A 13,887-nucleotide genomic window follows, 5' to 3' on the forward strand; every position below is an offset into this window, starting at 1 on the left:
TTCCGGCAAAGTTGAACACCGGATATGACCTTTCTGCTAAATTGAATTTATGCATCTGAAAGGTGCAAATAAATTCAAGGAGGGTCATAGAGATGACCAGTTACAAAGAGATTCTGCGGCTACATAGCCTCGGAATCAACAACAGCCGCATTGCGTCTGGATGCGGATGCTCTCGAACCACGGTTATTAACGTGCTTCAAAGAGCAAAGGATCAAGGGCTAAGTTGGCAGACAGTGGCCGAAATGTCCGACAAGGAGTTGTCACAGCGCCTTTTTTCTTCGGAGAGCGCTAAGCCCGCGTACAAAATGCCGAATTACGACTACATCCATCGTGAGATGGCGAAAAGCGGTGTGACCTTAACTCTGTTATGGCTTGAATACTGCGACCAGTGTCGCGAATCCGGGCAAGTACCGTACAAGTCGACCCAGTTCAACAAATATTACGCTGACTATGTGAAAAGCACCAAGGCAACCATGCACATTCACCGTAAGCCTGGGGAAATCATGGAGGTAGACTCGGCGGGACAAACCGCCAGGATCATCGACACAGACACGGGAGAGATTATCCAAGCCTATGTGTTTGTGGCTGCCCTGCCATACAGCGGCTATGCCTATGTGGAAGCCTTCCTTTCACAAAATCAGGAGAGCTGGATTACCGCCCATATCAACGCCTATCGCTTCTTCGGTGGAATCACTCGCATTATGGTACCGGACAACTTAAAAACCGGCGTGGAGAAGGTGACGAAAGGCGAAGCAGTTATTAACAAGACCTATCAGGAGATGGCTGAACATTATGGTACAGCGGTTATTCCATGCAGAGTTAGGGCTCCCAAAGATAAACCCACGGTAGAAGGATCGGTCGGCATCATCTCAACATGGATACTCGCTGCTCTGCGTAATCAGCAGTTTTTATCGTTACGAGAGCTGAATGCTGCCATTCGGGAAAAGCTAATGGTTTTTCTAGAGAAACCTTTTCAGAAGAAGAACGGGAGCAGAGCCACCTTGTTCGATGAGGAAAAACCCTTCTTGCTGCCGTTGCCCTTAAAGCCATTTGAATTGGCGACCTGGAAGATTGCCACTGTTCAATACAATTACCATATCAGTGTGGAGACCCAGAAGTATTCGGTGCCGTTTGAATACATCAAGCAGAAAGTTGATGTCAGGATTACCCGCAATGTGATTGAGGTCTTCTTCCAAGGCAATCGCATTTGTTCTCATCCCCGGCTCTATGGTAGGAGCAATCAATACAGCACCCTGGAAGCCCATATGCCACCAGATCATCAAAAATATGTGTCTTGGAACGGCGACCGCTTTAAATCCTGGGCAGCCAAAATCGGTGAGAATACAAGCGCTGTCATTAACCTGTTTTTAGGAAGTCACAAAGTCGAGCAGCAGGGCTACAAGGCTTGTATGGCTCTTTTGAAACTGGCCGACAAATATTCGGTGGAGCGCCTTGAATCGGCCTGCACCAAAGCATTGTCCTACACTGTACAGCCTAGCTTGAAGAGCGTTCAGGCCATCTTAAAATCCGGTCAGGACAAGCTGCCGAAAGAAACCCCGGGCCATTCCTCCTCTGAGTTTGGACTCACACGAGGAGCCGATTACTACAGCAGGAGGGATGGAAAATGCTAAACGATTCAACCGTAGCCAAGCTTCACGAAATGAAGCTTAGTGTCATGGCTGCAGCATTCCGGGAACAGCTCAAAAACGCAAACTTGTCTGACATGGCTTTTGAAGAACGCTTCGGTCTGCTGATCGATGCCGAATGGGCAGCCCGTAAAAACAATCGGCTGTCGCGCTTGATCAAAAACGCGGGTTTTGCCTTCAATGACGCTTGTATTGAGAACATTGAGTATCATGACGATCGCAAACTCGACAAAGCTCAAATCATCCGCTTGGCTAGCTGTAACTACATCCAAGAAGCCCATAACATCATAATCCTTGGAGCCACGGGTAGCGGAAAAACCTACCTCTCAAATGCTTTTGGCATGGCTGCCAGCCGAAACTTTTACACGGTTAAATATGTACGGCTTCCCGATCTGCTGGGTGAATTGGCCATTGCACGCGGTGAGGGGACATACCGCAAGGTCATCAAAGCTTACAAACAGGTAAAGCTGCTCATTTTGGATGAATGGCTTCTGTTTCCGCTCAAGGAAAGCGAAGCCCGCGATCTGCTTGAGATCGTAGAATCTCGTTACAAAAAAGCTTCTACCATATTCTGTTCCCAGTTTGAGATCGGCGGTTGGTATCATAAAATTGGCGAACCGACACTGGCCGATGCCATTTCAGATCGCATTGTGCATGATTCCTACACCATTTTTATCGACGGTAAAAACTCTATGCGGGAGCGCAAGGGTATTGCCAACAGATAATTCAAAACAGCCTTACGGCTATTGAGGGCTCTGCCCTCAAACTCCCGAGGTTTATCGCTTAGTTTTCCAAAGAGAGTGATGTTATGTTGCTTTTAACAAAAAAAGAGCGACGCTCACCGGCATCACTCTCCCCGCAAAACTCTTAAGCCGCTCGGGTCACTCCTCAGTGTTGCCCTATCCTGCTTAAAAGTAAAAGCAGTTTGAGTATACCATGTGATCCTTTAGTTATCAATGTACAGCCACTACGGAATGATTGTTCAATTTAAACGGTCTTAGTGTTCAACTTCGGCGGTCTAGGTGTTTTTTCTTAGCGGAATATACATACATTCCCCCAAAAATACAATGTTTAATTAGTAATACAGAAAAAAAGGCTGCTCAAAAATTGCAAAAGCTTTTACAGGAAAAACATGATGAACATTTTGAAAATATTTTATCCATTACCGACTATCTAGATCCACTAGAAAAATTAGATAGCAAAAGGAGCATTGCTAATGAATAAAGAAAAAATTGGAATTTTAACTGAAGAAGAGAAAAACAAACTTGAAAAATTGCATCATAGAAAAGCTGCATTGAGTGAGCTATTAATGACACTCAGCGATTCCAATCTTACAAATGATGAACTTGATGAGTTGCGTAAAAAAATAACTATAGAACTTGAAATAGCAACTTTAGATTATGACGAATGGTGGAAAAAACATTCTCAAAAATATAAATGGAAATCAGCCATTAATGGAAGATGGTTAATAAATGATGAGAACGAAGTATTTTTAACAACAAGTATTTAAAGAAATTCAAATATATATAGAGAAAAAATTTCTAATCCCTATGTCAGTGATATAAATTATTTAATAATGAAAGGATGATACTAATGAAGCATCTAATGTCAAGTAAGATAAGCGATTCGTTTGAAATTGCAGCAAATTATAGCTGTATATCCTGTGATACCGTATCCCAGTGTGTGTTTGCATGTGGCAACAACTGTTCGAGTCACTGCACCTTTATAAATGCTGGATACTAAACAAAAATATTATGAATAATCTAGATTATTCATAATATTTTCCTGGCATGGGGATTTGATTTTTAAAAACTCACTAGTATTTTGTTAAATCTTAAACTATAAACAAACTCATTTTCGTGGTATACTCTTCCCAGGAGGGAGGGGTATGCCTTGCCAAAAATAAGATACCATGTACGTCTTTCTGATGAGGAGCGGAAGACCCTGCTCAAGATCGTTTCCAGAGGTTCCGCCTCGGCAAAAACCATCATGCATGCCAATATTCTGTTGGCAGCTGATGAGAACGGCACGGGCGGGCGAAAGAGCGAATTTGAAATAGCAGCGTTGTTTCATGTTCACCCGCAAACCGTTCATACCATTCGAAATCAGTACTCGGAACATGGGCTGCAGGCTGCGCTCGGCAGAAAGAAACGCGAGACGCCGCCCGTTGAACCGAAGATTACCGGTGAAGTGGAAGCAAAGATCATCGCATTGAGCTGCAGTTCACCCCCGTCGGGACGATCCAGATGGACGCTAAGGCTGCTGGCGGATAAAGCGGTTGAATTACAGTACATTGACAGCATCTCTTATGTGGCCGTTGGACGGCTTTTAAAAAAACGAACTGAAACCACATCTCCGTAAATGTTGGTGTATTCCGCCTGAACAGAACGCCGCCTTCGTCGCCTGCATGGAAGATGTTTTGGATCTGTACCAGCAGCAATATTGCAGACTATATCCGGTCGTCTGCATGGACGAAAAGCCGTACCAACTCCTTGGTGAGACCAGAACCCCGATCCCGATGAAGGCCGGAAGGCCTGAGTGTCAGGACGGTGAATATGTCCGCAACGGAACCTGCAGCATCTTTGTCTTCACAGAACCATTGGCAGGCTGGAGACATGTAACAGTCTGTGAAAGAAGAACTCGGGTTGACTGGGTAAACCAGTTCCGGGAACTGCTTGATGTTCATTATCCAAAAGCAAAAAAGATCCGGTTAGTGATGGATAATCTGAACACTCATACCACAGCATCGCTTTATGAAGCATTTACACCGGATGTAGCCAGAAGCCTCGCTAAACGCCTTGAGATCCATTACACGCCAAAGCATGGTAGCTGGCTTAACATAGCCGAAATCGAACTGAGCGTAATGTCCAAACAGTGTCTGGAGCGCCGAATTTCTTCAATTGATTCCCTTCGCCTTGAACTGTTGGAATGGGAAACTGCAAGAAACAGGAGTCAAAAGGGTGTTGACTGGCAATTTACGACCACTGATGCAACAACCAAATTAAAGCGGCTTTATCCACAGTTTAAGAGTTAACAGCGTACTAGCTTGGACTCTCTCTGGTTAACGGAAATAAAGTTGCTCCTAACTAAAAAATCAGAGTAAGCTCAAATTTGGGGTTTTTGTTGCTCTCATTGAGCTAGGTAAAAAATTCAAGCAAAATCAAAATCATTTGCAAAGCCATCCGAATATGGGTGTGGCGTGCATGGATAAAATACTTTGGCTGGAAGGCTATCGGATGCTCATTTGCGGCCATTATCTGTGCGTCTATCGATTGTTGGGCAAAACTGTTTTTGTTTATCATATCGTGGACAGCAGAGCGAATTATACCCGGCTGCTTGCGGACTTGCCGGTGCAAGATGATAGCGACAACTGATTAGGGTTGCGAAAAACAGAACCATTGAGCCGGTACAGGCTTTTAATATTCCTTATAACTTAATCGAATGTTGCTGTTATTTTTTTCTGGAGAGCGTCACAAGCGCGTATATAAAAGGCAGCCTCAAAGGTAGACCAGGGATAATCGCGGCCGGTTAAGATATAAGTACTACGGCAATTTTCTAAAAATCGATCCGCATTTGACAAATCGTCCATTATTACAGCCGCGTAACCGAGAATAACCCACGGGAAGGAGTCCCCCAATTCCAGGTCGGCCCAGCCGGGCAATTCTTCATTAAGCTTTTGATAGGCCAGTACGGCCTTTTCACTTGCCGGAGAAATTACTCCATACGTTGCGGGATATATCTGGGCAAAAAAACCGGGATATGCCTGGCCGGACTGCGGGAGAAACTTTCCGCCCGCCTGGTCAAGCGCCCAGGCGAAACAAGCTCTATCTTGGTCCCAAAAGCGATTCAGGATACCATCCTTGATTAAACCGGCTTTACTGTCGTATAACCTGCTGCGTTCCGCAAAACCCATTTCTTCCAGCAAAAGCGACCAGTCTTTCAATCCACGGTAACATTCACAGTTATCCATCAAATACTTGACCTGTTGATCCGGTTTGGCCCAGATCAAGCCATCGTCATCCTGAAGTTTCAATATTACTTCCGACACTGCCGCCAGGTCACCATAATGTGCCCGGACAAAGGTTATATCACCGGTAGCACGGTAATAACCGGCAGCCAGTGAAAGCAGGGTGGCAGCATAGCTGTCTGCGGAATCATAAGAATATACGGATTGAAGCACTCCGTCTTCCAGACGGTAATCATACATTGTACCGTTCAGGCCAAAAAGATCCGGATAGTTCAGATTTGACAGGCTCCACTCCAGATACTTTTTGACCCCGTTATTGAATACCGGCTGACCCAGCTGAGCCATTTCCGTGAGGTTTCCAAAATAAGGTATGATGTCCGGCCTGCCATCATCCAAGGGCATATAACCATCATTGCTCTGGTAAGAGGCTATCCACCGACGCTCCCGGTCAATCTGCTCTGTCAGGAGCTTATTTTTTATACGCAGAACAATGACGCAGGCCTCAGCCCTGGTTAAGCCGCTTTCTTCCCCCAAAGAACGATCAGGGTAGCCACAAATAATACCCTCTTTCTTCATAGTCGCCACCCAGTTGTTTTGCCGGTCATCTTTTGCTGCGGGAAAATCGGGCAGGTTTTCTCCCGCCATCAACCGCCCGGCCATCCCCGCCACTTCAGCTCTGGTAATAATCCGCTCCGGCTCAAATAATCGTCCGGAGTTTTTTTCCGCCAGGATGCCAATGGCATCAGCCGCTTCAACACAGCTATAGGCCCAATATTCCCGCCCGACATCCACAAAAGCAGGCTGTTCATTTTCTTTAACGGGTCCTACCCAACAAGCTTTAACAAGCATTTTGACAAATTCAGCCCTGGTAACCATTTGCTCCGGCTTAAAGAATCCGTCCGGGTAGCCGCCTGCTATGCCCAGGCTCACAACCGTTTCTATATCTGTTTTCGCCCAATGGTTTTCAATATCTCCGGCGCTTGCTGCCTGGGCGAAGGAAAGCCTGCAACTACAAGAAAAAAGTAAAGCAGCAGCGATCCAAAGGATATCTCTTCTAATTTTCAAAAACTCAATCCCCTCCCCCAAGTATATTTGGCAGTCCGCTAATGTAATTATTAGCTAAAAACATGTTTATTCCTGCCATTGACACTCCGGGAACAAACTGGCGCTTTTTAACCATCATTACCAAGCATATAACAGACTAAAAACCTCGTAGAATTATCATATAATACGACAGAACAATTCTTTACAGGGGTGCGAGTTTGTGATTATCAAATCCAAAGCTGGAACTGGTAGAACAATCCCGTCTTGCCGGCGAGCCGGCTTTTACGTTGAAGCAATCAAAACGGCGCTTAGAAGCAATCTATGCGGCGCTCTCCGCCCGATAGGCAGATTAAACAAAAGTTTCAAGTTTGGATTATAAATTATGGCAGTTACACTTTAAAAGAGCAGGCTTCCCACAGAAACCTGCTCTTTTAAAGGCTAATACTTCATAAGGGCTAAACTATCAACAAATAACCACTTGATAATTTCTAAGCCAGGTGTCCACCTGGATCAGATAGGCCAGGAACTGGGGACCCCTCATCAACTGGCCGAACCAGGGCCGGTCAAAGACGGCTGTTTCGGAGGCAGCCAGGGCGCGGACAGCTTCGATGTTGATCAACCGGCGCAGGGGGGCTTCCCGGTCGTCCAATATTTCCAGCATCTTCCTGCTTACCGCCGCCAGATAGGATGGGTTGTGGGTTTTCGGGTAGGGACTTTTGCTCCGCTCCAGCACATCATCCGGCAGCAGTCCGGACATGGCCCGGCGCAGAATGCCCTTGGACATATGGTCGCAGTTTTTCATGGACCAGGGGATGTTCCAGACATACTCAACCAGGCGGTGATCACAGAAGGGTACCCGCACCTCAAGCCCCACGCCCATGCTCATGCGGTCCTTCCGATCCAGGAGGGTCTGCATAAACCTGGTGATGTTGAGGTAGAAAATCTCGCGCATGCGGGCTTCCAGCGGCTCCTCGCCCTTTAAACGCGGCACTTCCCCGAGAGCGTCCTGGTAGCGCCCGGCGACATATTCTTCCGGCCTGATCAGATCTACCAGTTCGGCAGACAGGAACCCTGCCCGCTCCCGCACAAACTGAATCCAGGGAAAAGTGGCTTCAGTCAAGGCCGCACGGCTGCGAAACCAGGGATAGCCGCCGAAGACCTCATCGGCAGATTCACCGGAAAGGGCCACGGTGGCGTCTTTTTTTATTTCCCGGCAAAAAACAAACAGTGAAGAGTCGATATCCGCCATGCCGGGCAGGTCGTTGGCCAGTACCGCCGGGACCAGGGCCTCCGTCAGTTCAGGAGTATCTATTTCAATCCGGTGGTGGCAAGTGCCGAGAAATTCAGAGACGCGTCTTACCCAGGGGGCGTCGGAATTGGGCTGAAAGTGGTCCGGCTTGAAAAACTGTTCGTTGTCCCGGTAATCGACGGAATAGGTGTGCAGGGTTCCCAGGCCGTCCCGTTTGAAGGCCCCCGCGGCAAGGGCGGTGATGATACTGGAGTCCAATCCGCCGGACAGCAGCGTGCAGACGGGGACATCGGAAACCAGCTGGCGTTCCACCGCGTCACAAAAAAGGTTCCTGATCGTGGCCGCAGTTACTTCCAGGCTGTCTTCGTGCGGCTTGCTTTCCAGCGCCCAATAGCGGCGCAGGTGTATGCCGTTACGATCATAGAGCAGGCAATGCCCCGGCCTGATTTCCGCTACACCGCGGTAAATCCCGTGGCCCGGCGTGCGGGAAGGCCCCATCACCAGGATTTCGGCCAACCCTTGCGGATCGACCTCAGGTTTAACCGCCGGGTGGGCCAGCAGCGCCTTTAGTTCGGAACCAAAGATAAAAAGCTCCCCTTTAAGAGCGTAAAAGAGCGGTTTGACACCCAAACGGTCGCGGGCCAGGAACAAACTCTGCTCGGCTTCCCCCCATACAGCAAAGGCGTAAATGCCGTTAAACTTCTCCACACATGCCGTCCCCCATTCAATGTAGGACAACAGAAGGACTTCCGTATCAGAATTGCGGGTGAGAAAAGTATGGCCCCGTGCTTCCAGCTCCTTTCTGAGATCCATAGTATTATAGAGCTCACCGTTATAGACGATGGTATAGACGCGCTCTCCCAGCCGCCGGGTCATCGGCTGCCCGCCTCCCTCCGGGTCAACTACAACCAGCCGTCGGTGGCCCAGGGCGGCATGGTCCGACAACCATTCTCCTTCCGCATCCGGCCCGCGCCGGGACAGCGTTTTAACCATTGCCTCCAGAGTTGGCCGCTGTTGGGTTAAGTTACCATCCCAGTCAACCCAGCCTGTTAATCCACACATAAAAACCAAACACTCCCTTTCAATAATCACTTTCTTCCTTTGCCGGCGTCAACACACCTTGGATATCGCATTCAATACCGGACTTTTCTTGTTTGGTGATTGACGACTGCCTGTCTCTATAGGAAAATGAAAGTCCCGAAAGAAGGGTTATTTCTTTCGGGACTCCGTTGTCCTCGTAATATTTTCTTTTTGTAAGTTTATGCTTCAAACAAAAAAAGAGGGCATGGACACCCTCCTGGAAATTTTTATTCCCCATCCTGCTTGCCATGCCCCTTTTAACCAGCATTTGCTCTATTGTATTGACAGCGCAATCTTTAAAATTTCTCCGCGGGGGAGGTCGCCTTCAACCGTAAACACCCACTCGCCACGCTGCCATCGGACAGTGGTATAAACACTTGAAGGGTCGCCTCCGGGGCTGGTTTCTTGCAGGCGGGCTTTGGCCCCGTTAAGATCAATGAATTGGCCGCCTTCTTCTCCAATCACGCCCGCCTCAGCAACCCGGCTTTGAGAAAGCGTAAAAGATTTATGGTCCGCTATCCGGTACCCCAGGCAAACTGTCCCGGTTTCCCAGGTTACGTCTTTCAGTTCGGCCTCAGGCGGCAGGTAGCCTGGTACCGCCGGAATGAACCCCACTTCCCGGGTGGCTTCCTGCAAGGTCCCCTGGGGCAAGGCAGCCCTGCTTGACATGAACAATTTGGCAGCGCCGGAGGATTGGCTGCTTGCCATGGGTATGCTCTGTTCCTCTATGTCGGGAGCCTGCGCCAGATCGGCGGCGCCATTTTCTTTCATGTTGAAAGACTCTCCGCCCCCTTGCCCGGGAGGCGCGTTCTTCCGGGCTGCAGCCTCCGCGTCCAGGTTATCTGCATCTCGCATAATAGTGGTCGCCTCATCAGCCAGCGGGGCCTTTTCAGTCACCAATGGACTGTCGGCCTTAGGCTGAGCTTCGGTCGTAGTACCGTCTTTGACAGTTGGCTGCTCTTGACCGGCGTCAGACAGGGGCGCCGGTTCAGTCTTACCCGCGCTCTCAGAAGCAGGCTGGCTTTCAGGCACGGACATCACCACAGCAGGGTTTTTGAGGGACGGGTCGAAGAGCTTGTAGTAACCAAAGAGTCCAACCGCAGCTACCAGCATTAGCATGGCCGCCGCCAAAGCCGGAGGCTGGAACAGACCAAACAGCTTTGCCTTCCCTGGCTGCCGCTTTTTCTCCCCGGCCAAGGCCTGCTCGATTCTTTGGCTAAGGTTGGAAGGGACCTCTATTTCCGTAACCATTTCAACGACGGTTGCCCTTAATATGTCATCCGCCTTTTTGGTCAGCTGGAATTCACCCCGGCAGTTCGGACATACAGCCAGGTGTGCCTGTACCTCATGTTCCTCCTTGGCAGAGAGTGACCTGTCAAGCAGGTCGTTAAATTTACGCATTATCTTCTCACAGCGCATACTCGTTCCCTCTCTCCAATTTTTCTCTAAGCAGGTTGCGCGCCGAGTTCAGCCTTGATTTGACGGTCCCGACCGGAATCCCCAGTACTTCTGCAACCTTCTGCACGCCAAAATCGTTTCCATAAAAGAGGGTGAGTACCAGGCGGTGCTCCGGGCTCAAGGTAGAGATTGTTTCCTTCAGATCTAACCTCTGTTCCACTTCTGCCATATCCCCATTTCTCGTTACAGGGTTATTAGATATCTTATGCATCGCCAGGCTGTCCCGGTTCTGTTTGCGAAGCCTGTCATAGCATAGGTTTACCACAATCCTGTACAACCATGTTTTGAAAGAAGATTCCATACGGAAGGTATGCAGCTTGCGAAAACAGGTTAAAAAAGCCTCCTGGACCACATCCTCAACCTCGGTGTGGTCACGCAAAACCATGGACGCGGTGCGAAATGCATCGGCCGAATACAGTTGCACCAGTTGGGTAAAGGCATCACTATCACCTGATTGAGCTGCCCTGATCAGACTCGTTTCGGACAAAGTCCTATCTCCTGTCATCCCAATTTATCTTAAACGCTTTTTAGCGGCTTATAAATTTAGACGCACACTTTAGCCGCCGGGTTCATATGAATTCGGGGCGCTTGATACGTGGAGCAGATTGGCTTTGGATAGCTGCTTATTGACATAGCTGACATTGAATGTCATAATGTTAATGGCAAATTATTCCTGGGAAGTGTGTCGGGAACACAGCAGGGTCCGGGAGCCCGCTACCGGTTCGATTCCGTGTCTTCCCTAAAAACAAGGAAGCCCTGGCTTTTAGCTGGGGCTCTCCGTTTTCCGGGTCGTTCCCCACGCCGCTATGCCGGCAAAGGATAAAAACACTTTAACCCATTATAACTTAAAGGAGAACAATTAAGAGGAGGAAAATTTAGTTTGTACTTCATAAAGATTGAGGGATTATACGGGGATTGCTGATTATTATAACTTGTGATAAGAGATCATGCGTTTCCGGGCTATGTGTGGAGGTACAATTACAAATAATGACCCATGTTAATTCGCAACCACAATTTCCGGACCATACACGGCTGATGTGGCGCGTCCTGCCGCCTTGCCGACATAGTAACATAGCTGCTTGAGAAGTTTATTGTCAAACCCCAGGCCCAGCTTTTCAAAGTGGTTCAGTGCGGCGACTGCCTCCTCGAAGGAACAGTTGCCGGCACGTTCCCCGATGCCGTTTATTGTAGTGCTTAAATATTTGGCGCCGCCCTTATAGGCTGCCAGCGTGTTGGCGGTGGCCATGCCAAAGTCATTGTGGCCGTGAAATTCAATATCTATACCGGTTTCTGCTGCCAGCAGCTCAATTACCTGCCTGGTCCTGAAAGGCTCCAGCATTCCCACTGTATCTGCAAAGCGCAGCCGCGACGCTCCTTCCCGGCGGGCCTGACCGGCCAATTGGATCAAGAAGTCCAGGTCCGCCCTGGACGCGTCTTCCAACCCCACCGTAACATTACAGCCGTGCTCCTTGGCGTAAGAAACGACCCTTCTCATGCTTTCGATTACCCAGAACCTGTCCTTTCGCAGTTTATGCTTGATATGGATGTCGGAGGCAGGCAATGTTATATGAGTATTTTTCACGCCGCAGGCCAGGGAAGCCTTAATGTCGCCAATAACCATCCTGTTCCAGGTGGATACGACGGCATTCAGTCTTAAACGGGAAATGGCTGCCACCGCCTCTATTTCCGGAGAACCCATGGCAGGAACGCCGGCCTCAATCTGACTTACCCCCAGTTGATCCAGCATCCTGGCAATACAGACTTTTTCAATTACCGAAAATGCCACTCCCGGCGCCTGCTCGCCGTCACGCAGGGTGGTGTCCACAAAATAAACTTTTTCCATATAAACCTCCATTTCTCCGCCTACTGCGGGCGACACAAATAGGAATGAAAACCGGGATGTGCAGTAACCATCCTTTGGGTACAATAGCCTTGAAAGGCACACTACAAAGCACGGTGAGGTGAGTTGCAGACTGCCTCTTAGCTTAAATCAGTATGTAAACCAGTGTAAGGATCGCCTTTCAAGCACAAATAAGTGGTGCCGCGAGGCCGCACGCTAATCATTGTTTTAGCTCAGCGTTAAATGTGTGGCGGTCCAGTCACTGTCTGCTCCCTCACGATTTCAACACAAGGAGGGAGAAATTTGAAAGTCGTTTACCCCATCTGCTGTGGCATCGATGTACACAAGACATTTCTCGTCGCCACGCTCATCACAACTCAGGGCATCGTTCCCAGTTACAAGAAAAAGCGCTTTTCCACCTTCAACAATTCCATTCTGGCGTTCAAGCAATGGCTGATCGATAACAACTGCTTTGACGTTTGCATGGAGAGCACTGGGAAGTACTATATCCCCGTCTACAATTTGCTGGAATACAGCATCCACGTTACCGTCGCCAACCCCAAGTGGGTTGCCGCTGTTAAGGGCAACAAGGATGATGTCAAGGATTCCAAGTGGATTGGCGACCTGTTTCGTCTCGGTCTTGTACCCGGCAGCTTCATTCCTTCCAAGGATGTTCGCATCCTGCGGGAGTACACACGGTATCGTTTTAAGCTCGTTTCCTGCAAGTCCAGCGAGAAGAATCGCTTCCAAAACGCTTTTACCGTTTGCAATGTAGCCCTTGATGCTGTCGTTTCCGACATGTTTGGTAAATCTGCCTCATCCATCACGAACTACCTTGTAAACGCGGATTCCTTCGACCCAAAGTATTGCATTTCACTCCTGCAACGCTCCTTAAAAAAGAAAGCCGACGAAGTCATCGAATCCATTGAAGGCTTCCAAATGACCGGGGAACAAAAAGAACGCATCCGCTTCGTCCGTAGACATTTGGATTTTGTGGAGCAACTCATTGCCGACCTCGATCAAACCATCACCGGTTTGGTTGAACCCTTTGAAAGCGCCATTACCCTGCTGTGTACCATTCCCGGAGTGGATCGCAACACTGCCATCACGATCCTCTCCGAGATCGGCACTGATATGTCTCAGTTCTCGTCCTCGAAGCGCTTGTGCTGTTGGGCGGGATTAGCGCCCGGCAACAACCAATCCGCCGGTAAAAAGAAGTCTGTTCGCATCACTAGAGCCGGAGTTTACCTCAAACCCGCTCTTGTGCAAGCGGCCCATGCCGCCGTGAAATCCAAGACTTCCTCTTACTATCGCATCAAGTATGAGCGGATTGCCAAACGCAGAGGCAAGAAACGGGCCATTATCGCCATTGCCAGAATGATGCTCACTGCCGTTTATCACATGCTCCAAACCGGCGAAGTGTTTAATCCCTGCGACCTTTTTCAGGTCGATATACCGATAGAGCTTCGCAATAAGCAAAAGGAGAAAGCTTTGAGGCAGGCTGCCAAACTTTTGATTACCCAAGGCGTTATAAGCCCCCAGCATATCACGCTGCCCGCTTAACCCATTCTACGCTCTGCTTCTGTTAGGGCTTGTTTGCTAT

12 protein-coding genes are annotated in these 13,887 nt (G+C 48.9%); 6 read left to right on the top strand and 6 right to left on the bottom strand.

What is annotated here, in order from left to right; translation table 11 throughout:
* The first annotated feature begins 92 nt into the window (after positions 1-92).
* The 5 genes from istA to Psch_RS05125 all read left to right on the top strand — a co-directional run bounded on the left by istA (position 93) and on the right by Psch_RS05125 (position 5,020).
* Entirely contained in the window at positions 93-1,631 is a 1,539-nt protein-coding gene (gene istA / locus Psch_RS05105; protein WP_134220420.1) for an IS21 family transposase, read from the top strand.
* The gene (gene istB / locus Psch_RS05110; protein WP_134220419.1) at positions 1,625-2,371 is read left to right on the top strand and encodes an IS21-like element helper ATPase IstB; all 747 of its coding nucleotides are present in this window, start codon (positions 1,625-1,627) and stop codon (positions 2,369-2,371) included. The genes istA and istB overlap by 7 nt, the downstream gene beginning before the upstream one ends.
* Before the next feature lie 491 nt (positions 2,372-2,862).
* The gene (locus tag Psch_RS05115; protein ID WP_134220253.1) at positions 2,863-3,156 is read left to right on the top strand and encodes a CXXX repeat peptide modification system protein; all 294 of its coding nucleotides are present in this window, start codon (positions 2,863-2,865) and stop codon (positions 3,154-3,156) included.
* A gap of 392 nt (positions 3,157-3,548) precedes the next feature.
* Positions 3,549-4,680, top strand: a protein-coding gene (locus Psch_RS05120) for an IS630 family transposase (protein WP_190240231.1) whose coding sequence is annotated in 2 segments (ribosomal slippage) — positions 3,549-3,979 and positions 3,978-4,680 — 1,134 coding nt in all. Because the reading frame shifts where the segments join, the coding sequence is not laid out codon by codon here.
* A gap of 169 nt (positions 4,681-4,849) precedes the next feature.
* Positions 4,850-5,020 (top strand): type II toxin-antitoxin system RelE/ParE family toxin, encoded by a 171-nt coding sequence (locus tag Psch_RS05125; protein WP_190239363.1) that lies wholly within the window; start codon positions 4,850-4,852, stop codon positions 5,018-5,020.
* Positions 5,021-5,079: 59 nt separating this feature from the next.
* Here Psch_RS05125 and Psch_RS05130 read toward each other — a convergent pair whose 3' ends face one another.
* The 6 genes from Psch_RS05130 to Psch_RS05155 form a co-directional block, all read right to left on the bottom strand.
* The gene (locus tag Psch_RS05130) at positions 5,080-6,678 is read right to left on the bottom strand and encodes an S-layer homology domain-containing protein (RefSeq protein WP_190239364.1); all 1,599 of its coding nucleotides are present in this window, start codon (positions 6,676-6,678) and stop codon (positions 5,080-5,082) included.
* A 442-nt stretch (positions 6,679-7,120) separates the two neighbouring features.
* The gene (gene asnB / locus Psch_RS05135; protein WP_190239365.1) at positions 7,121-8,968 is read right to left on the bottom strand and encodes an asparagine synthase (glutamine-hydrolyzing); all 1,848 of its coding nucleotides are present in this window, start codon (positions 8,966-8,968) and stop codon (positions 7,121-7,123) included.
* Positions 8,969-8,987: 19 nt separating this feature from the next.
* Positions 8,988-9,224 carry a hypothetical protein gene (locus Psch_RS05140; RefSeq protein WP_190239366.1) on the bottom strand — a complete coding sequence of 79 codons (237 nt, stop codon included), beginning with the start codon at positions 9,222-9,224 and terminating at the stop codon, positions 8,988-8,990.
* A gap of 35 nt (positions 9,225-9,259) precedes the next feature.
* Positions 9,260-10,405 carry a zf-HC2 domain-containing protein gene (locus tag Psch_RS05145; RefSeq protein ID WP_190239367.1) on the bottom strand — a complete coding sequence of 382 codons (1,146 nt, stop codon included), beginning with the start codon at positions 10,403-10,405 and terminating at the stop codon, positions 9,260-9,262.
* Positions 10,395-10,931: an RNA polymerase sigma factor gene (locus Psch_RS05150; protein ID WP_243120823.1), complete on the bottom strand. Its 537-nt coding sequence runs from the start codon at positions 10,929-10,931 to the stop codon at positions 10,395-10,397. Before Psch_RS05150 ends, Psch_RS05145 begins: the two co-directional genes overlap by 11 nt.
* Before the next feature lie 510 nt (positions 10,932-11,441).
* Complete coding sequence (locus tag Psch_RS05155; protein ID WP_190239368.1) at positions 11,442-12,287, bottom strand: beta/alpha barrel domain-containing protein; 846 nt, start codon at positions 12,285-12,287, stop codon at positions 11,442-11,444.
* Between the two features lie 300 nt (positions 12,288-12,587).
* Here Psch_RS05155 and Psch_RS05160 point away from each other — a divergent pair, with 300 nt between their 5' ends.
* A complete protein-coding gene (locus Psch_RS05160) occupies positions 12,588-13,847 on the top strand; it encodes an IS110 family RNA-guided transposase (RefSeq protein ID WP_190239369.1) in 1,260 nt (419 codons plus the stop codon).
* Positions 13,848-13,887: the final 40 nt, after the last annotated feature.

It is taken from the genome of Pelotomaculum schinkii, from assembly GCF_004369205.1.
GTDB classification, from domain to species: domain Bacteria; phylum Bacillota; class Desulfotomaculia; order Desulfotomaculales; family Pelotomaculaceae; genus Pelotomaculum_C; species Pelotomaculum_C schinkii.

Coding starts and splice junctions, on each gene's coding strand:
- Psch_RS05125 (WP_190239363.1), top strand. CDS start 4,850: ATGGATAAAATACTTTGGCTGGAAGGCTATCGGATGCTCATTTGCGGC.
- istA (WP_134220420.1), top strand. CDS start 93: ATGACCAGTTACAAAGAGATTCTGCGGCTACATAGCCTCGGAATCAAC.
- istB (WP_134220419.1), top strand. CDS start 1,625: ATGCTAAACGATTCAACCGTAGCCAAGCTTCACGAAATGAAGCTTAGT.
- Psch_RS05115 (WP_134220253.1), top strand. CDS start 2,863: ATGAATAAAGAAAAAATTGGAATTTTAACTGAAGAAGAGAAAAACAAA.
- Psch_RS05140 (WP_190239366.1), bottom strand. CDS start 9,224: ATGGGGAATAAAAATTTCCAGGAGGGTGTCCATGCCCTCTTTTTTTGT.
- Psch_RS05145 (WP_190239367.1), bottom strand. CDS start 10,405: ATGCGCTGTGAGAAGATAATGCGTAAATTTAACGACCTGCTTGACAGG.
- asnB (WP_190239365.1), bottom strand. CDS start 8,968: ATGTGTGGATTAACAGGCTGGGTTGACTGGGATGGTAACTTAACCCAA.
- Psch_RS05155 (WP_190239368.1), bottom strand. CDS start 12,287: ATGGAAAAAGTTTATTTTGTGGACACCACCCTGCGTGACGGCGAGCAG.